Annotated in this window: 16 protein-coding genes; 9 read left to right on the top strand and 7 right to left on the bottom strand. The window is 63.0% G+C overall.

Annotated elements, in window-relative coordinates:
- The first annotated feature begins 71 nt into the window (after positions 1-71).
- A complete protein-coding gene (locus NKJ67_RS16975; RefSeq protein WP_352581999.1) occupies positions 72-1,409 on the top strand; it encodes a PRC-barrel domain-containing protein in 1,338 nt (445 codons plus the stop codon).
- Positions 1,410-1,457: 48 nt separating this feature from the next.
- Here NKJ67_RS16975 and NKJ67_RS16980 read toward each other — a convergent pair whose 3' ends face one another.
- Complete coding sequence (locus tag NKJ67_RS16980; RefSeq protein WP_352582000.1) at positions 1,458-3,026, bottom strand: alkaline phosphatase family protein; 1,569 nt, start codon at positions 3,024-3,026, stop codon at positions 1,458-1,460.
- A 226-nt stretch (positions 3,027-3,252) separates the two neighbouring features.
- On the opposite strand from NKJ67_RS16980, the gene NKJ67_RS16985 reads away from it, so the two are divergent.
- The 6 genes from NKJ67_RS16985 (at position 3,253) to NKJ67_RS17010 (ending at position 8,359) form a co-directional block, all read left to right on the top strand.
- The gene (locus NKJ67_RS16985; protein WP_352582001.1) at positions 3,253-4,185 is read left to right on the top strand and encodes a VOC family protein; all 933 of its coding nucleotides are present in this window, start codon (positions 3,253-3,255) and stop codon (positions 4,183-4,185) included.
- A 4-nt stretch (positions 4,186-4,189) separates the two neighbouring features.
- Positions 4,190-4,825: an alpha/beta hydrolase gene (locus tag NKJ67_RS16990; RefSeq protein WP_352582002.1), complete on the top strand. Its 636-nt coding sequence runs from the start codon at positions 4,190-4,192 to the stop codon at positions 4,823-4,825.
- 2 nt (positions 4,826-4,827) lie between these two features.
- Positions 4,828-5,127: a GNAT family N-acetyltransferase gene (locus tag NKJ67_RS16995; protein ID WP_127322535.1), complete on the top strand. Its 300-nt coding sequence runs from the start codon at positions 4,828-4,830 to the stop codon at positions 5,125-5,127.
- A 143-nt stretch (positions 5,128-5,270) separates the two neighbouring features.
- Entirely contained in the window at positions 5,271-6,329 is a 1,059-nt protein-coding gene (locus NKJ67_RS17000; RefSeq protein WP_352582003.1) for a dipeptidase, read from the top strand.
- 98 nt (positions 6,330-6,427) lie between these two features.
- Positions 6,428-7,738 (top strand): flavin monoamine oxidase family protein, encoded by a 1,311-nt coding sequence (locus NKJ67_RS17005; RefSeq protein ID WP_352582004.1) that lies wholly within the window; start codon positions 6,428-6,430, stop codon positions 7,736-7,738.
- A gap of 210 nt (positions 7,739-7,948) precedes the next feature.
- The gene (locus NKJ67_RS17010) at positions 7,949-8,359 is read left to right on the top strand and encodes a hypothetical protein (RefSeq protein ID WP_127271289.1); all 411 of its coding nucleotides are present in this window, start codon (positions 7,949-7,951) and stop codon (positions 8,357-8,359) included.
- A 112-nt stretch (positions 8,360-8,471) separates the two neighbouring features.
- On the opposite strand, the gene NKJ67_RS17015 is transcribed toward NKJ67_RS17010, so the two are convergent.
- Both NKJ67_RS17015 and NKJ67_RS17020 read right to left on the bottom strand, forming a co-directional pair.
- The gene (locus NKJ67_RS17015) at positions 8,472-10,559 is read right to left on the bottom strand and encodes an ATP-binding protein (protein ID WP_164873775.1); all 2,088 of its coding nucleotides are present in this window, start codon (positions 10,557-10,559) and stop codon (positions 8,472-8,474) included.
- Positions 10,560-10,643: 84 nt separating this feature from the next.
- Positions 10,644-11,417, bottom strand: a complete 774-nt coding sequence (locus NKJ67_RS17020) for a response regulator (protein WP_352582070.1) — start codon at positions 11,415-11,417, stop codon at positions 10,644-10,646.
- 46 nt (positions 11,418-11,463) lie between these two features.
- On the opposite strand from NKJ67_RS17020, the gene NKJ67_RS17025 reads away from it, so the two are divergent.
- Positions 11,464-12,165 (top strand): response regulator transcription factor, encoded by a 702-nt coding sequence (locus tag NKJ67_RS17025; RefSeq protein WP_127295240.1) that lies wholly within the window; start codon positions 11,464-11,466, stop codon positions 12,163-12,165.
- Positions 12,166-12,237: 72 nt separating this feature from the next.
- Here NKJ67_RS17025 and NKJ67_RS17030 read toward each other — a convergent pair whose 3' ends face one another.
- Entirely contained in the window at positions 12,238-12,405 is a 168-nt protein-coding gene (locus NKJ67_RS17030) for a hypothetical protein (RefSeq protein ID WP_081738724.1), read from the bottom strand.
- Positions 12,406-12,459: 54 nt separating this feature from the next.
- Entirely contained in the window at positions 12,460-12,792 is a 333-nt protein-coding gene (locus NKJ67_RS17035; RefSeq protein WP_127330363.1) for a hypothetical protein, read from the bottom strand.
- Between the two features lie 354 nt (positions 12,793-13,146).
- On the opposite strand from NKJ67_RS17035, the gene NKJ67_RS17040 reads away from it, so the two are divergent.
- Complete coding sequence (locus tag NKJ67_RS17040; protein WP_023811018.1) at positions 13,147-13,608, top strand: L,D-transpeptidase; 462 nt, start codon at positions 13,147-13,149, stop codon at positions 13,606-13,608.
- Between the two features lie 212 nt (positions 13,609-13,820).
- Here NKJ67_RS17040 and NKJ67_RS17045 read toward each other — a convergent pair whose 3' ends face one another.
- Positions 13,821-16,904: an efflux RND transporter permease subunit gene (locus NKJ67_RS17045; RefSeq protein WP_127272041.1), complete on the bottom strand. Its 3,084-nt coding sequence runs from the start codon at positions 16,902-16,904 to the stop codon at positions 13,821-13,823.
- On the bottom strand, positions 16,901-18,229 hold the full coding sequence (locus NKJ67_RS17050) for an efflux RND transporter periplasmic adaptor subunit (RefSeq protein ID WP_352582005.1): 1,329 nt from the start codon (positions 18,227-18,229) through the stop codon (positions 16,901-16,903). The genes NKJ67_RS17045 and NKJ67_RS17050 overlap by 4 nt, the downstream gene beginning before the upstream one ends.
- Between the last annotated feature and the right edge of the window lie 84 nt (positions 18,230-18,313).

An 18,313-nucleotide genomic window follows, 5' to 3' on the forward strand; every position in this document is an offset into this window, starting at 1 on the left:
GTAGATGCCGCGTCCGATTTCCCCAGCGACCACGACGCGGCGCATGAGATCAGGCACGAGGAGAGACTATCATGATCCGCAATCTTTTAGCCACGACCGCACTCGCAACACTGATCGCGACGGGCGCATATGCGCAGAGCGCGACGACCCCGGCGCCGGCACAGAGCCCAGCCGTTCAGGAGTCAGGCGCCGCGACGGTCCGCGCAGAGGGCAGCATCGTCACCAACATCATCGGTGAATCCGTCTACAACGGCACCGGCGATGATGCCGAGAACATCGGCAATGTCAGCGACGTCGTCTTCGACAAGGATGGGCAGGCGAAATCCGTCGTCATCGACGTTGGCGGTTTTCTGGGTGTCGGTGCCAAGAGCGTCGCCTTCGAGTACGGCAAGCTGCAGTGGGCCGAAAAGAATGGTGACCGCTGGCTGGTAGCCCAGACGACCAAGGACGAGTTGACCGCTCAGGCGGAATTCGACAGCCAGCCCTACAGTCCGGCCCCCGCACCTGCGGCATCGACCGACGCGACCGCACCTACGGCACCTGCTACGACGGATACGGCACAAAAGCCGGCCGACATGAACGCCGCTCCGGCGGAACCGGTAAAGCGCGCGGACGGTAACCTTGCCACCAACATCATCGGTGAAGACGTATATAACGGAACCGGTGATGACGCGCAGAACATCGGCGACGTCAACGACATCGTGCTGACCAAGCAAGGCAAGGCCGAGTCCCTGGTCATCGGCGTGGGCGGTTTCCTTGGCCTCGGCGCCAAGAATGTCACCTATGATTTCTCTAAGGCGCAGTGGGCCGAGAAGAATGGCGACCGCTGGCTGGTGGCCCAGACCACCAAGGAAGAGCTGCAGGCGCAGCCCGATTTCGACCGCAAGGCCTATGATCCGGCGCCGGCCACGACGGCTTCCAACGAGCCTGCGGCCACCGCTCCGGCTGCTGTGCCGTCCGACACGACGGCTCCTGCTGTCGCTCCGGCAGACAAGAGCGCCGAAGCTCCGGCAGCGACCACCCCTGACGCCTCGGCTCCCGACCAGACACAGACTGCCGCCATCGACAAGTCGACGTTGACCGAGATGCCGGTCGGCGAGATTCGTGCCGATGACCTGAAGGGCACGACTGTCTACGGCGCAAACGACGCCAGGGTTGGCGAAATCGGTGATGTCGTGCTTGCGCCTGACAACAAGACGGACGCGGTGATCGTCGACGTTGGCGGCTTCTTAGGCGTCGGTGAAAAGGAGGTCGCGGTTGGTATGGATAATCTCAAATTCATGACCGACAAGGACGGCAACAAGTACCTCTACACGACCTTCACCAAGGAACAGCTCGAGGCTCAAACCGCCTATGACAAGGGCAGCTATGCTGAGCAGCGCGATCAGCAGCGCATGATCGTAAGGTAATTCTGTTCAGCCAAATGAAGCCCGCGCTGGCAACGGCGCGGGCTTTATTTATGTGTGGCCAGGTGGCAGGCCAGCGGCATGGCCGACGAGGCCGTTCTCGGTCAATTCGGCCAGTGCCAATGACTGGTCGAGATGTTCGGCCCGCCAGGCGAGCAGCCGTTCGGCGAATTCCAGGCGCACGGTGAGATGGCCGGGGTCGGCCGCGAGATTGTCCAGCTCGCCCGGATCGCTTTTAAGATCAAAGAGCAGCGGCGGCAGATTGCCGCCGAAATGCACATATTTGAAATGTTCCGTGCGGATCACGGCGAGGTTGCATTGGCGTGCGGCGATGCCGAAATGGCTTTCGGCCTCGCCCGCGGCAATCGAGCGGAAGTCAAACTCCCAATGCGCGGCATCGCGCCAGGCCGCAGGGGTTTCTCCGCCCAGGAACGGCTTCAGCGAGGCGCCGTCGAGATGCGGCGCGGGCTTTTCGCCGAGCAGGTCGAGAAGCGTCGGCAAAATGTCGACCGCTTCGGTGAAGCTGTCGACACTGCCGCCGGTCGCCTTGCCGTGGCGCGGATCGCGAATGATCAGCGGAATGTGATAGCTGCCGTCGAAATAGCCACCCTTGCCCAGCATGAAATGGTCGCCCATCATCTCGGCATGGTCCGAGGTCAGAACGATGATGGTGTCGTCCCACGCCCCGGCTGCCTTGATCGCTTGCCAGACGCGGCCGAGCTGCGCGTCGACCTCGGAAATCATGCCGTAATAGATCGCGCGGATGCGGCGAAAATCGTCTTCGCTCCAGTCGTGCACCTTGCCTCTGGCGTCCGGGCGGAATTTTATCTGTCTCTGCCGGCCGAGATCATAGGCAAGATAGGGATGGTTTTTCGCCTCTTCGTGCCAGCTTGCCGCGCGCCGGAAGGCCGGGCCGTCAGCCGGATCGTACATCGTGTTGTAGGGCTCCGGCACAATGAAAGGCGGGTGCGGGCTGATGAAGGAAAGATGCGCGAACCACGGCGTGGCGTTCTCCTGTTCGCCAAGCCAACGCGTGAATTCGCCGGTCAGGAAAGCCGCCGGCGTTTGTTGCCCGGAGTAGACGGGCGGCGCGTTGCTGATGGTCCCGGCCACGCCGTCGGCCAGCGGACGGTGGATGTCGGGGGACCCGGCGCTGGCGTCGACACCTTGCAGCTCCAGCCAGGATAGCCATTGCTTCTGGTGCTCGGGCAGCAACTGGCGCACCGTAAAGCCCGGCAGCACGCCTTCATAGCTTTGCAGCCGCGGATCGCCCGGCGCCAGCAGGCGCGGATCGAGCGAGACGTCGGTGTAGCCGAACAGCGTCGGATCATAGCCCAGGGCGCGAGCCGAGAGCGCGATGTTGCCGTGGCGAGCGTCGAGCGGCGTGCCGTTGCGGCAGACGCGGTTGTTCATCTGGTAGAGGCCGGTGTAGAGGCAGGCGCGAGCGGGCGAACAGGGTGCCGCGCCGCCATAGTGCCGCTTGAACAGCACACCCTCCGCGGCCAAAGCGTCGGTATTGGGCGTCTGCACGACCGGATGGCCGGCTGCGGACAGACAATCGCCACGCCACTGATCGCATGTGATCAGGAGAATGTTGGGCCGCCTGGCTTTTCCAGTCACTCACGATACCTTTTTCGCGGGATGTCGAACGCCGTTCATGGAACCGAATTCCGGCCACGGCGCAAGCCCGACTCTGCGGGCCAATTGGTGAACGAACCTTGTTCCATCGTTCACTTTTACAACACAGTCCATTCTGTGTTTGCCGCCTTTGCCTAAACTGCTCTGGTCCTCATATTGGCGTGGACAGCGGCGAGGGCCGCACATGCACCAAGGAAGGAGCAAGACAATGCTCGACCAGATCAAGGGCCTGCATCACGTCACGTCGATGGCCAGGGATGCCCGCCAGAACAACGAATTCTTCACCAGGAAACTCGGCCAGCGCCGGGTCAAGAAGACCGTCAATTTCGACGCGCCCGACGTCTACCACCTCTATTATGGTGACGAGGCCGGCACGCCGGGTTCGGTGATGACCTATTTCCCTTTTCCCGACATCGGCAAGGGCCGGCATGGCGTCGGGGAAGTCGGAACCACCGTCTACTCGGTGCCGGAAGGCACGCTTGGCTATTGGGAAAGCCGTTTTGCCGATGAGGGCGTCACCGGCCTGTCGCGTGAAGAGACATTCGGCGAGAAGCGTCTGGCCTTTGCCGGACCGGATGGCGACGGTTTCGCGCTGGTCGAGGACAAGGCCGACGCAAGAGCACCCTGGGCGAAGGGCGGTGTTCCCACGGACGAGGCGATCCGTGGCTTTCACTCGGTGTCGCTTCGGCTGAAGGATGGCGGCGCCACTGAGGAGCTGCTGAAGTTCATGGGCTATGAGGAAGTCGACAAGTCCGGCAATCTCAAGCGGCTGGCGGTGAAGAACGGCAATGGCGCCGACGTCATCGACATCGAATCGCTGCCGAGCACGGCCTTCGCCGATCTCGGTGCCGGCTCTGTCCATCACGTCGCCTTCGCGGTCGAGAACCGCGCCAGGCAGCTTGAGGTACGCAAGGCGTTGATGGACACCGGCTATGGGGTGACGCCGGTCATCGATCGCGACTACTTCTGGGCGATCTATTTCCGCACTCCGGGTGGCGTGCTGTTCGAAGTCGCCACCAACGAGCCGGGTTTCGATCGCGACGAGGATACCGCTCATCTGGGCGAAGCGCTGAAGCTGCCGTCGCAGCACCAGCACCTGCGGCCGTATCTGGAACAGCATCTGCAGAGACTGGAAGGCTGAGGTCATGAGCAAGGACGCTTACATCCACAAGCTGCTGCCCGGTTCGCCGGGCGGTCCGCTGCTGTTCGTCTTCCATGGCACTGGCGGCGATGAGAACCAGCTTCTGTCGCTGGGGCGCGATCTCGCGCCCCAGGCAACCATCATCTCGCCGCGCGGCGATGTGTCCGAACAGGGTGCCGCGCGCTTCTTTCGCCGCGCCGGCGAGGGCGTCTACGACATGGAGGATCTGGCACGGGCGACGATCAGGATGGCGGGCTTCGTCAAAGCTCATGTCGAGGCGGCCCATGTCGAAGCAGCGAAGCCATCGGCCGTGCTGGGTCTCGGCTATTCCAACGGCGCGAATGTCCTGGCCTCGGTGGTGTTCGCGGTTCCAGCGCTGTTCGACGCGTCGGTGTTGATGCATCCGCTGATCCCGTTCGAGCCGCAGGTGAAGGGCAGTCTCGCCGGCCGCCATATTCTGATGACCGCCGGCAAGCGCGACCCGATCTGCCCGCCGAACCTGACCACGCGACTCGAGGCATATTTGCGTGCCGACGGCGCCGATGTCACAGTGGAATGGCACGATGGCGGGCACGAGGTGCGGCCAAACGAGATCGAGGCGGCACGGCGGTTCTTTGCCGATGCTGCCCAAGGAGCATAGCGATGCCTGACCAACTGCCTGAGATCGAACTTGAGGATCGCGGTTCCAAGGGCCGCTATGTCCTGCGTGGACCCGATGGCGCCGAGGCCGAGATGACCTTCACCAAGATCGGTGAGCACCAGATCATCATCGACCACACCGAGGTGCCGGACGTCTTTCGCGGCCAGGGTGCCGGGCTTCGCCTCGTCACCCGCGCCGTCGAGGATGCGCGTGCGGCGGGTAAGAAGATCATCCCGCTCTGCCCGTTCGCCAACGCCCAGTTTCGCCGCCATCAGGAATGGGCCGACGTGCTGAAGCAATAGGGGTTTCGTCGCTTGGAAACGGTGCGGAAAGCGGCTGCGATCCCCACGGGGATGACTTTGGCATTTGTGCGGGTAGCGCATCCTGCCTAAGTCGATATGATATATCTCAGCCCCTTGCCGACAAACGAACCGAATGATCCCCTATGACCGAAACCGATCTCGTTCCCGTCTTCGACGGCCACAACGATACGTTGCTCAGACTCTACCAGTCGAAAGACACGGATGTCGAAAAGCTGTTCATAGAGGGGAAATCGGGCGGCCATATCGACCTGCCGCGTGCCAAAGCCGGCGGCTTCGCCGGCGGCATGTTCGCCATCTTTCCGCCGCCTGTCGACAAATCCAGGCGCGGCGCCGTGCCCCTGGCGCCGAGTGCCGCCGAGCCGCTGCCGCCCGAGGTTCCGCGCAATGAGGCGCTGACCTCGACCATCGCGATGGCCTCGATCCTGTTCAGGCTGGAACGGGCCGGAGCGCTCACCGTCTGCCGCAGCGCCGGCGATGTGCGCGGTGCCATGGCGCAAGGCTCGATCGCCGCGGTGTCCCACATCGAAGGGGTCGAGGCGATCGATCCCGAGCTCACCATGCTCGACGTGCTGCATGAAGCCGGCCTGCGCTCGCTCGGCATCGTCTGGAGCCGGCCGAACGCCTTCGGCCACGGCGTGCCGTTCCGCTTCCCGTCCTCGCCCGACACCGGCCCCGGCCTGACCGATGCCGGCAAGGCGTTGGTCAAGGCCTGCAACCAGATGAAGATCATGATCGACCTGTCGCATCTCAACGAGAAGGGCTTTCGCGATGTCGCGGCGCTCAGCGATGCGCCGCTGGTCGCGACCCATTCCAACGTGCACGCGATCTGCGGCCATTCGCGCAACTTGACCGACTGGCAGCTCGGCGCGATCCGCGAAACCGGCGGCATGGTCGGGCTGAACTTCGCAACCGGCTTCCTGCGCGAGGACGGTCGCATGAATGCCGACACAAGCCTCGACATCATGGTGCGGCATATCGATTCGCTGCTGCAGGCACTGGGTGAGGACGGCGTTGGTCTTGGCTCCGATTTCGACGGCGCCATGATCCCGGCCGTCATCGGGGATGTCGCCGGCCTGCCGAAGCTGATCGATGCATTGGCGGCACGCGGTTTCGGCCGCGCACTGATCGAAAAAATCGCCTATCGCAACTGGCTCAATATGCTCGAGAAAACGATAGGTTAGAGACAGCCTGCGGCATGGCGTGTGCGGCCCGCCGGCATATGTCGACAAGGACATACTTCGTCGGTGGAAGCCGGATGCGATTGGGTGGATAGCCGGCAATGCTGAAGACCTTCACGGATGAGGGCGGCGAATTCGAGCGAACCGATGTCGTCATCGTCGGTGCGGGTTTCACTGGCCTGTCGGCGGCGCTCGAGATGAAAAAGGCCGGCATCGATTTCATTCTGCTCGAAGCACGCGACCGCGTCGGCGGACGCGTCGAGTCCCGCCTGAACGGACTTGGCGAACGGATCGATAGTGGCGGCCAGTTCCTGTGCGAGGACATGCCGGAATTGATGGCGCTGATCGAGGCGCGTGGCAAGACGCTGGTTGAAACCTATGTCGATGGCGATTTCATCACCCAGCCGACGATGTCCGTACAACGAGCAGAGCGAATCTATGACGCGGCAATGGCAATCCGCGAGCGCATGAACGGGGTCGATCCGGACGACGTCTCGATTGCCGGACTGACCGTTGCCGACTGGCTTGCCCGCCAGCGCGATTCGGCCGACGCCAGGGCCGTCTTCCGTTCGATGATCGAAGGTCTCTGGTGCATGGCGCTGGATCAGATTCCTCTCTGGTATCTGATCGACAATGACCGACGCGTCACCAACGAGGTGCCGGAGCTGCAATATTTCGTGCGCGAAACCATGCATTCACTGGCCGACGATCTGGCCCGCGACCTTGGCGATCGGTTGCGGCTCAGCGAGCCGGTCACGCGCATCGAGCATAGTTCGCAAGGTGTTCTTGTCGTTTCGGCCGGGGGTGCCATCGAGGCGCGCACGGTTCTGGTTGCCGTCCCCCCGGCGACGGTGACGGAGCTCGCCTTTGCCCCCGCCTTGCCAGCTGGACTGGGGCGGGCGCTCGGCGCCTGGAAAAGCGGCGCGGCTATCAAGATCCTGGTGCGCTATGCCAAACCGTTTTGGCGCGGGCGGGATTTGAACGGCATGGTGATGTGGCTCGATCCGCCGGGACTGTTTGCCTGCGACGCCGGCAAGGATGCGGAGCATGCCGCGCTCGTCGTGTTCGTCGGCGGGTCGCTCGCGCTGCGCTGGCGTGACCTCGGCGAGGTGGAACTGCGTGCGGAGGTGACCGGCCGGTTGGAGGCAGCCCTTGGTCCGGATGCCGGTGATGTCATCGATTTCAGTTTGCGTGACTGGGTAGGAGATCGCTGGAGCGGCGGCGCGTACAGCGATCTTGTTGTCGACGTGACAGCAAGAGATGCCGAGCGAACGATCCTTGCCGGCGCACCGCCGGTGTATCTCGCCTGTTCAGAACTCTCGCCGTCGTTTCCGGGGTATGTCGAGGGCGCCATCATTGCCGGGCGTATCGCCGCGCACAAGATCATTGCCGAGCTTCAAGCTCCGGTCTGAGCCTGGTCTTTTCGAAAAACTGTTTGGCAAGATCGGGTCAGGTTGCGCCTCGAGCCCGAGCGCCGTCGAAGCTATGCCCGATTTTGCCCGACTTCGCCCGAATGCTGTTTCGAATTGGTTACAGTGCCAGTCCTTCGCCACCCCATCGTCGTTACAAAGTGCGGATAAGTTCATTTCACCGCCAAAAGAAACTCAGCGAAGGGGAAGGCAATGCATGCGAAAATCCAGACGATCCGCGGCGAGAGCCGCCTTCAGGCTCCAGAGCGCAATGACCGCCGTCCGAAACTGGCGCTGCGCCAGCGGGCCAGCGACCACCCCATGGCGATGTTCATGGTGCTGGCTGCTTGCGCCTTCGTCGGCATGGCGTTCACGCCGACAATCGGGCCGGCCTTCGCTTCGTTGAATCCGCCGTCCAATCTCATCGACGGCGCGCAGACGACGACCAGGACCGCGCGTCTGCCGGTACCGGTGACCGACTTCGCCTGCAAGGGCCAGACCTGGGGTGCCGAGAGTATCGATTGCCTGCGCGCAATCGCCGAACAGTCCGGAACACACAAGAGCCGCGCCATCCGCATGATCGCCACTGCCGCACCGTTGGCCGACACGCCGAATATTTTCTGATTTTGTCGTAGCACGATCCGAAACCGTTCCCGTTTTGGGATCATGTTCTGGACTCCCCGAGCGCTCCCTCCAGCGCGCTCTTCTTCGGCCCCCGCCCCCGGGGGCCTCTTTTTTATCCTTTAAAGGCCGCCTGTTCGGCAATGGCAGACAGCACACTGCGCACATCAAGCGTGCTGAACGGCTTTTCCAGGATCTGCGGCCGCTGCTGTGCCGGCAGGGCCTCGATTTCGGCTTTCGCACCGATCAGGTCGCCTGTGACCAGCACGAAACGCCGCGCCAGGTCAGGCTTTTCGGCGAGCAACTCGCGATAAATCGATATGCCGCTGACGCCGGGCATGCGCAGGTCCGAAAAGACGATGTCCGGCGGCATGTGGCCGCTCAAAGTGGCGGCGGCCGATTCCCAGACAGGAACGATCCGCGACTTGATGCCCATCAGTTCGAGTATGTCGGAGAGCGAGCCGGCGACATCCGGCTCGTCGTCGATGATCAAGGCATGGCGCAGGCCGCTCGATCGCGGCTGGTTGTCGCCGGCGGTGGCGAGGCCGGCCACGATGGCCGGCAGCTGGACGACGAAACGCGCACCTCTCGGGAGCACTTCCTCGAACCAGACATTGCCATTGTGCCGCTCGATGATCGATTTCGAGATCGACAGGCCGATGCCGGTGCCGACGCCGACCGGCTTGGTGGTGAAATAGGATTCGAAGATGCGGCCGCGGATTGCTTCCGGCACGCCGGGCCCATTGTCCTCGACCGAGAAGCAGGGATGACCGCGGTCGCTGCGGAACGTCCGCACCTTGATCAGCCGGTCACCGGCAATGCCAGCCAAGGCGTGCTGGCTGTTGATGAGGAAGTTGGCCGCTACCTGCGTCACATGGTCGGCGTCGGCCATGGCCAGCAGCGGGCCGGCGGCGAAATCGGTGTCGATGACGATGCCGCTTGAGCGCGCGCCATAAGCGGTCACTTCGAGTGCCGACCGGATCACCTGGTTGAGGTCGGTCTCGGCCTGTGCCGCGGGATGGAGGCGGACCATCGACAGGAAGCTCTTGACGATGCGGCCGCAGCGCTCGGCCGCGGCACGCACCTTCTCGGCGCGCACCTTGGTCTGCGGATCGGAAGCGAATTCGTGCAGCAGCGTCGATTGCGCCACAACCACGGCCAGGGGATTGTTGAGCTCGTGCGATACGCCGGCCAGCAACGAACCCATCGCCGCCATCTTCTCGTTCTGGTGCAGCTTCTCGCGCTGCCGGCCGATTTCCTCCTCCGCACGCAATTTGTCGCGCAGGTCGCGGATGGAGCCGAAGATCAGGCGGCGGTCGGCGACCCGCATCTCGGTCGCCGTCAGCTCGATCGGGAACACTTCGCCGGCGGCATTCTGGGTCACCGTCTCGAGCCTTTGGCCGACCATCGGCGCGCCGCGGCCGGACATGTATTCGGCCCCCGAAGCATAGCCCTTGCGGTAATAGATCGGCACGATCGTATCGAGCAGATCCTTGCCGAGAATGTCGCTGCGCTGGAAGCCGAACATCTTCTCGGCGGCCGGATTGAATTCGATGATCGAGCCGGTCTCGTCGATGACGACGATGGCATCGAGCGAGGCCTGCAGCATAGTGCGGCGAATGACCTCGCTGGCATGGGCGTCGGAGGGCGAGCGCTCGATGGCGTCGCCGATAGCCAGGGCGATGATGTGCAGCGTCGCCTCTTCCTCGTCGGTCCATGCACGCTCGCTGACGCAGTCATTGACCGCCAGCGTGCCCCAGAGATGGCCATGCGCGAAGACCGAGACCGAGAGGAACGACTTGATGTTCTGCTTCTCGAAATCGGTCCTCAGGAAGCCTTCGAGGTCGCGCGTATGGCCGGCGAAGATCTTGCCTTGCCTCTCGTCCTCGGCAAGCCGCTCCAGCAGGGGGTCCGAATTGACGATCGATTGCATGATGACGGTCGGCGATGCCAGTTCGCCGCCGAAAAGAGGGTCGATCCAATAGGCGGCGACGGATTGGGCGAAGCCCTGGCCTGGCAGTTCGCGCAAGCGAAACAGGATGCCGCGCTGGCAATCCATGGCCCGGCAGAGCGTTTCCAGTATGCCGTCCATCTCGCGCTGCCAGTCGCCGGCCTCGCGCAGCCGGCGAACGACGCGCACGGCCGCCATGGCCGCGCCCTGCCTGAACCCTTGCATATCGGTGCTTGCTGCTTCAGCGATCATCTTGTGCTGTCATTCCGGAGTCGCGCCAATTCGGAGTCGTGCCAATTCCGGCTGGCGAGCAACCGAATCCTTCTGGCCCGGTGCTCAGTTGCCGTCGCCGGTCGGCAGCGAGAAGATATAGCCCTCGCCGCGCACCGTGCGCAGGAATTTCGGATTGGCGGGATCGGCCTCGATCTTTTTGCGCAGCCGCATGATGCGGATGTCGACGGCGCGCGACGATTCCGGATCTTCGGTGAAACCGATCGCCTCGGAGATAGCGGCGCGTGTCAGCAGCCGGTTGGCGCGGGTGAGGAAAATCTCCAGCACGTCGAACTCACTCTTGGCCATGTCGATCACCGCGCCATTGGCACCGGTGACCAGCCTGCCGTCGAGATCGGCCTGAAAGGGCCCGAAGGCAACGGAACGGCGATCCGTCCCGGCCTTCTTGTCCTGGAGCTCCTTCGGCTGGGGAACGCGGCGCAACACGCTGCGGACCCTGGCCAGCACTTCGCGCAATTCGTAGGGCTTGACGATGTAGTCGTCGGCACCGAGTTCCAGCCCGACGATACGGTCGAGCGCGGTGCCGGCCGCGGTGGCATAGATGATGCCGATCGGCAGTTTCGAACGCAGCCAGCGGCCGAGCGAGAGGCCGTCCTCGCCGGGCATGGCGATGTCGAGAATGGCGAGGTGAAACGATTGCGTTTCAATGAGGCTGCGCGCTGCGGCAGCACTTTCAGCGGTGGCCACGTCATAGCCGGATGCGCCAAGATATTCGGCGACCGCGTCCCTGAGGTCGGGCTCATCCTCGACGATGACAATTCTTGCCCGCACGATGCTTTCGCTCCCACTTTCAGTGGAAAGTAGATTGGGTATAAACATCATGTCCAGCACTCATATCCGGGTTGCCAGGGAACGGTTGGAAAAGATGGCCGCACGATCCGTTATTGCACTTGTTTCGGTAGCCGAAGTGGTCGCGACCGAACTCGCCGACCATCTCGAGCGGCGCGGCCACGACGTGCATCAGGCGCGCCAGCCCTGGGAGGCCGAATCGCTGCTGTCGGGAAAGGGCATCGACGTCGTCGTCGTCGGCGACAGCCTCAGCCAGGCGGAGGGGCGGGATCTGCTCAGACGTTATGGCGGCCAAGCAGGAGGCGGCGAGGGCGGGCCGGATTTCATCCTGATCTGCCGGCCGGCCGATCTTGTCGACAAGGTGCTGGCGCTGGAGCTTGGTGCGGCCGACGTCGTCGAGAGTCCGCTCAATGTCCGTGAACTGGCCGCCCGTGTCGGCGGCCTTCTTTCGCGTCGCGGCAGGGGCACCCAGGAACTGATCGTGCTGGAGAACGCGACCGTCGATCTGAGATCGGCCATGGTCATGCATCGCTCCGGCTCCGAGGAACAGCTTTCGCCCGGCCAGGTGGCGCTGCTCAGGTTGTTCCTGGCCAGTCCGCGCAAGGTGCTGACGCGTGACGACATCATCGCCGCGGCACCGGCCGAAAACGCCGACGCCTTCGATCGGTCGATCGATTCGCGCATCGTGCGGCTGCGCCGCAAACTCGACACCGACACCATCACCACAATACGTGGCGCCGGCTACCGGTTCGATCCGCCGCGGCAATTCGCCGACTGACCGCCGGGTACTGGCGCAATCCCTTTTGTCAGGCATCGGATTTTCCATCTCTGGGCCCGATGCTCTTGACGCTCAGCGTACCAGCAGAAGCGATGGCCCCACCGGCATGTCACTGCCCATGGTGAGTTCGCTTGCATGGGCGCGGTCCCTGAGGAGCACGGTAGCAAGACCGGCAAAGCCGAGCAGGCCCTGGGCGTAAAGCAGTGCGGACAGCACCGAAGCAGCGAATTTCGTTTTCATCGTCGCAGTTCCCCAAATGCCAATTCTTCGAAAATGAACCTGTTGCGGGTCTCTTCAGGATACCCCCGAAGTGCCCGCGCCGCCCACGGAGCCCCCCGTCGCGGCGCGGGCCTTCGGTCCTCTCGGCAGCAAGTTGCCGGAGGCGCCGCGCAAACCCGTCAGCCTAAGGCCGACCCGCCAGAGGGCCTTTAGCCGGGCGATGCGCAGGCTGGAAACAATCCAGACCGTGGCGAAAAATAGTGCGGCATGCAGCGTCGAAATCTCGCCTGATGTCATCGCGCCGAGGCTTGTCAGCGGGGTGCCGGCAACCGTGCCAACGCCGCCGATGACCGTTGCCGCGATGCTGATCCTGAGAAGCCAGGACAGCGCGTTCGATTTCGTTCCCATGTTCGTTTCCGACTGTTTTCGTTGCGTCAACTTTGCTCGCACCCCGTATCCGGATCATGCCGCTTGGAGCCGCGCTTTGTTGCAGGTTGGTTTCGATGTCGACGACTGTTCTTTCAAATGATGCCAATTCGCACTTTCGTTTGGAGGCGGATACTCATGTTCCCGCCGGTGGTCTTTGCTGGCGGGGCCTGCCGAGCGTGTTCCACCCCCATCTATAAGAGGGAGATTTGTTAACCAGTGGAAACAGATTCGAAACAGAAGCGAGCATTTTGCGAAATCTTCTCGAAACATGACGTTGGGATAAACGGCCATCGAACTGGAGCCGGCCAACCGGCAGAGAGAGGGGACTTCATCATGCATACCGCCATTTCCGCCAAGCTTATCAACATCACCGCCGCTGCCTTGACTGGTGCAGCACTGCTGCTCGGCGCCGGCTCGGGTGCGGCGCACGCCGCCAACAAGATCGTGGCACGCGTTTCGCTTTCGCAGCAGATCATGGAAGTCTCCGTCGACGGCCGGCCGACCTTCGCCTGGAAAGTCTCCACCGGCGACCGGGCCCATGTGACGCCGACCGGCTCGTTCAAGCCGACCCGCATGCATGAAATGTGGTATTCGAAGAAATACGACAACGCCCCGATGCCGCACTCAGTCTTCTTCAGCGGCGGCTATGCGGTGCACGCGACCTATGCGATCAAGCGCCTCGGCCAGCCGGCTTCGCATGGCTGCGTGCGGCTGCACCCCGACAACGCCGCCGATTTCTACCAGCTCGTCGAAACCTTCGGGGCGACCAACACCAGCATCGTCATCGTCAAGTAGCAGGCTGTGACCGACGGCGTGTCAGCATGCTGCCGCGCCGTTCAAGGCTCCCGCCGGAAAACGCTGCGGTATCGAGCACAGCTCGAACCGAGGTATTGCGTACAGCTCAAACCGGCGGTATCGAGCCCAGCCAAAAAGAAAAGAGGCCGGAAAGTTTCCGGCCTCTTTTCTTTTGCATTTGTCCTGCGCATTTCCGGGCAGGAAGCCCCACCCTAGCTCGGCAGTGCCGGCATCAGCTTGGGATCCGGCTTCTCCGCCAAATGAGGCAGGTCCTTGCTGGCGATGAAGGTGTAGAACATGGGCACGACGAAGAGCGTGAACAGGGTTCCGACCAGGATGCCGGTGAAGATGACCAGGCCCATCGAATAGCGGGCCGCGGCACCAGCGCCGCTGGACGTGATCAGCGGCACCACGCCGAGCGCCATCGCCGCCGTCGTCATCAGGATCGGCCGCAGGCGCACCTTGGCCGAGGCGATGATGGCGTCGCGCCGTCGCATGCCATGCTTTTCACGCTGCTGGTTGGCGAACTCGACCAGCAGGATGCCGTGCTTGGTGATCAGACCGATCAGTGTGATCAGGCCGACCTGCGTGTAGATGTTGAGCGTGCCGAGGCCCAGATTGAGCGGCACGATCGCGCCGAAGATCGACAGCGGCACCGCCATCATGATGATCAGGGGGTCGCGAAAGCTTTCAAACTGCGCCGCCAGCACCAGATAGATGACGACAACGGCCGCCGCGAAAGCGATCAGGATGGTGTTGCCCTGTTCCTTTTCCTGCCGCGATTGACCGGAATAGTCGAGGAAGAAGGTGTCGGGCAGGCTCTCCTTGGCGATGTCCTCCAGCGCCTTCAGCCCGTCGCCGGTGGTGACGCCGGGCAGCGGGAGCGCCGAAATCGTCGACGAATTCAGTTGGTTGAACTGCTCGATTGCCGCCGGCGCCGCATTGTTCGAAATCTTGACCACCGCCGAGAGCGGCACCATCTCGCCCGTCACGCTGCGCACGAAGTATTCGCCGAGCTTATCGGGGTTGTCGCGAAACTCCTGCGGCACCTGCGGGATGATGTCGTAGCTGTTGGAGTCACGGTCGAACTGCGCCACTTCGGCGCCGCCGACCAGCAAGGTCAGCGTGCGGCCGATATCGGCGATCGGCAGGTTCAACGCCGCGGCGCGATCACGGTCGATGGTCACCGTCACCTCTGGTGCGTCATAAGCCATCGAATTCTGCACGACGATGAAGCGGCCGGAGGCTTGCGCCTTGTTCTTGATCTGCTCGGCCACCTCGTACACTTCCGAGGAAGCGCCGGTCGATCGCACCACCATGGAAATGGGCAGGCCGCCACCAGAGCCGGGCAGCGTCGGCGGCGCGAAGACGAAGGCCTCGACGCCGGCCACTTTGGCGATACGGGCCGTGATGTCGGCCTGCAGTTCCTTCGAATTGCGCTTGCGTTCCGCCCAATCCTTGAAGGCATAGCCGACGAAGGCGCTGTTTGTCGTGCCGCCGAAGGCGACGGCCGAGAACTGCGCCCGTGTTTCGGGAATATCCTTCACCAGGCCGAGGATCTGGTTGACGTATGTCTCGGTGTAATCGGAGGTCGCATAACGCGGCCCTGTCACAATCGAGAGCAGAAAGCCCTGGTCCTCTTCCGGCGCCAGTTCGCTCGAGGTCTTGGTGAACATGAAGCCGGTGACGCCGACAAGCGCAAGCACGATGATCAGCGTCAATGGGCGATAATTGAGCGACCCGGTGACGGCGCGTTCATAAACATGCTCGACGCGCGCGAAGGCGCCGTCGACAATGCGCTGGAAACGGCCCGGCGTGCCGGACTTCAGGAGGCGTGCCGACATCATCGGGGTGATGGTGATGGCGATGACGCCCGACAGCACCACTGAGCCGGCGAGCGTGACTGCGAATTCACGGAACAATGCGCCGGTCAGGCCGCCGGTGAAGGCCAGCGGCGCGAACACGGCGGCCAGTGTCATGGTCATGGCAATGATGGCCGACGATATTTCGCGCATACCGCTGAACGCGGCCTGCATCGGCGACATGTGGTCTTCTTCCATATGGCGATGGATGTTCTCCACCACCACGATGGCGTCGTCGACGACCAGGCCGATCGCCAGCACCATGGCCAGCAGCGACAGCAGGTTGATCGAATAGCCCACCGCAAACAAAAGGAAACAGACGCCGATCAGCGACAACGGGATGGTGATGATCGGCATCATCACCGACCGGAAGGAGCCAAGGAACAGAAGGATGACGACGATGACGATGGCAACCGCCTCGGCGATGGTCTTGAACACCTCTTCGATCGAAGCGCTGATCTGCCCGGTCGCGTCGTAGACGACCTCGATCGTCATGCCTTTCGGCAGCGTCTCCTGAATCTGCGGCACCAGCTTGGTGAGCGCCGCCGCCGTGGTCAGCGGATTGGCTGCCGGCGTCGGGAAGATGGCGAGGAAGGTGCCGGGTTTGCCGTTGAACGAGACCCGGGTGTCGGTGTTCTCGGCCGCGAGTTCGACGCGAGCCACGTCGCGCAACCGCACCACATTGCCGTCAGTCGAGCGCAGCGGCAGCTCGGCGAATGCCTCCGGCGTCTGCAATGTCGAGCGCACGGTGATCGAGGAAACGACATACTCGTTCTGGGTGTTGCCGGGCGCCGACAGGAAGTTGGAATTGTTGATCGCCGTCAGCAGTTCGGAGGCCGTCACGCCGCGCGCGGCAAGCTTGACCGGATCGATCCAGACGCGCATCGAGTATTCCTGGGCGCCGAAGATCTGCACGTCGGCGACGCCTTCGACCGTCGACATGCGCGGCCTGATGACGCGCTCGATATACTCGGTCAGCTGCTCCTTCGTCATGTTCGGGTTCTGCATCGAGATGTACATCATCGCGAACTGCTGGCCGGTGCCCTTGACGATGACAGGGTCCTTCGATGCGTCCGGCAAGGTGCCGCGCACGCCCTGGACCTTGGACAGGACTTCGGTCAGCGCGACGTCGGGGTTCGAGCCGAGCTTCATCTGCACGGTCACGGTGCTGGAGGACGGGCGGCTGGACGAGGTGACGTAGTCGATGTTTTCGGTCGAGGCGACGGCGCGGGCGATCGGGGCGGAAATGAAGCCCTGGATCAGATCGGCGCTGGCGCCTGGATAGGCCGTCGTGATGGTGATCGCGGTTTCGTCCACCTTCGGATACTGCCGGATCGACAGGTTGAAGATGCCCTGGAAACCCAGGAGCAGGATCATGCAGGCAAGGACCGTCGAAAGAACAGGCCGGCGAATGAAGAGATCTGAAAAGCTCATTGCTGTTCGGCCTGCTTGTTCGCCGATTTGGTCGGGTCGATGGTGTTGTCCACAACGACGGACATGCCGTTGAAGAGGCGGTTCTGGCCGGCGGTGACGACCTCGTCGCCGGCCTTCAGCCCCTCGACGATCTCGACCATGCCTTGATTGCGGCGGCCGGGCTTGACGAACACCTGCGACAGCACGAGCGCGGGCTTGTCACCTTCCGCCGCCGGCTTGGCCGGATCGGCAGCCTTGTCGGTTGGTTTTGCCGCATCGGCGGCAGGCTTGGCTGCATCAGCCGCCGGCTTCATGGCATCGGCCGGCTTGGTGTCCGCAGGCTTGGCTTCCGCCGATTTGTCGGCTGACGGCGCGGCGGGTTTTTCCTCCGGCTTGGCTGGGGCCGCCTCGGCAGGCTTGGCCGGCTGCACCACGAAGATGTAGTCGCCATAGAGGCTTGTCGTCAGCGCCGTCTGCGGCAGGGTCAGCACGTTCTGCTCTTCGGGCAGCTCGACACGCACCTGCACGAACTGGCCGGGGGTCAGCTTGCCATCGGGATTGGCGACTTCCGCCCGGATGTTCACCAGCCGGCTGGACGAGTCGATCTTCGGGTCGATGCCGCGAATGGTGCCGGCAAACGGCCTTTCCTCACCGCCGAAGCCCAATCGAATCGTCTGGCCGATCTTCAGCAAGGCGAGTTGCTGTTCGGGAACCGAGAAATCGACCCGCATCGTGTCGAGGTCCTGCAATGTCACCACGGCGGTGCCGGGCGCCAGATACTGGCCGATATCGATTTTCGGAATGCCCACCGTGCCGCCGAAAGGCGCCGTCAGCTGCTTCTGTTCGAGTACGGCCTGCAGCTTGGTGACCTGAGATGCCGAGGCCGAGGCCGCCGCACGCGCCGTGTCCAGCGTCGAGTCGGAGCCGACGCCACGCCTGGTCAGTTCAATGGCGCGGGCCAGCGAGGTCTGGTCGAGCGCGGCCTGCGCTTTCTGTGCGTCGAGATCGGCGCGCTCGACGGCGTCATCGAGCTGCAGCAGAACCGCATTGTCGGCCACCTTCTGGTTGGCATGGAAAAGGATGTCCTTGACGATCCCGGTGGTCTCGACCGTCAGGTCGACACCACGCACAGCCCTGACCGTACCGATCGCCTCGACGCCTGGCGTCCAGGCCGAAGGCTTGGCGATGGTCGTCGAAACGGTTGCCGCCGGCGGCTTCATCGATGCGAAGTACTGCTTGATGCCGTTGTCGCGCAGGAAGTTGAAGCCGACGATGCCGCCGACCACAACGACGAGCAGAGCCAGAACCAGAACAATGATAAAGATACGGAGTATGCGCTTGAACAAGGAAGTCCCCTCAGTCGAAATCCGGCGCGAAGCGCGGATATCGGGACACATATCGACTGCGGGTCCCGATTTCAAATAATGGCG

Source organism: Mesorhizobium sp. M0088, from assembly GCF_040322895.1.
Lineage (GTDB): Bacteria > Pseudomonadota > Alphaproteobacteria > Rhizobiales > Rhizobiaceae > Mesorhizobium.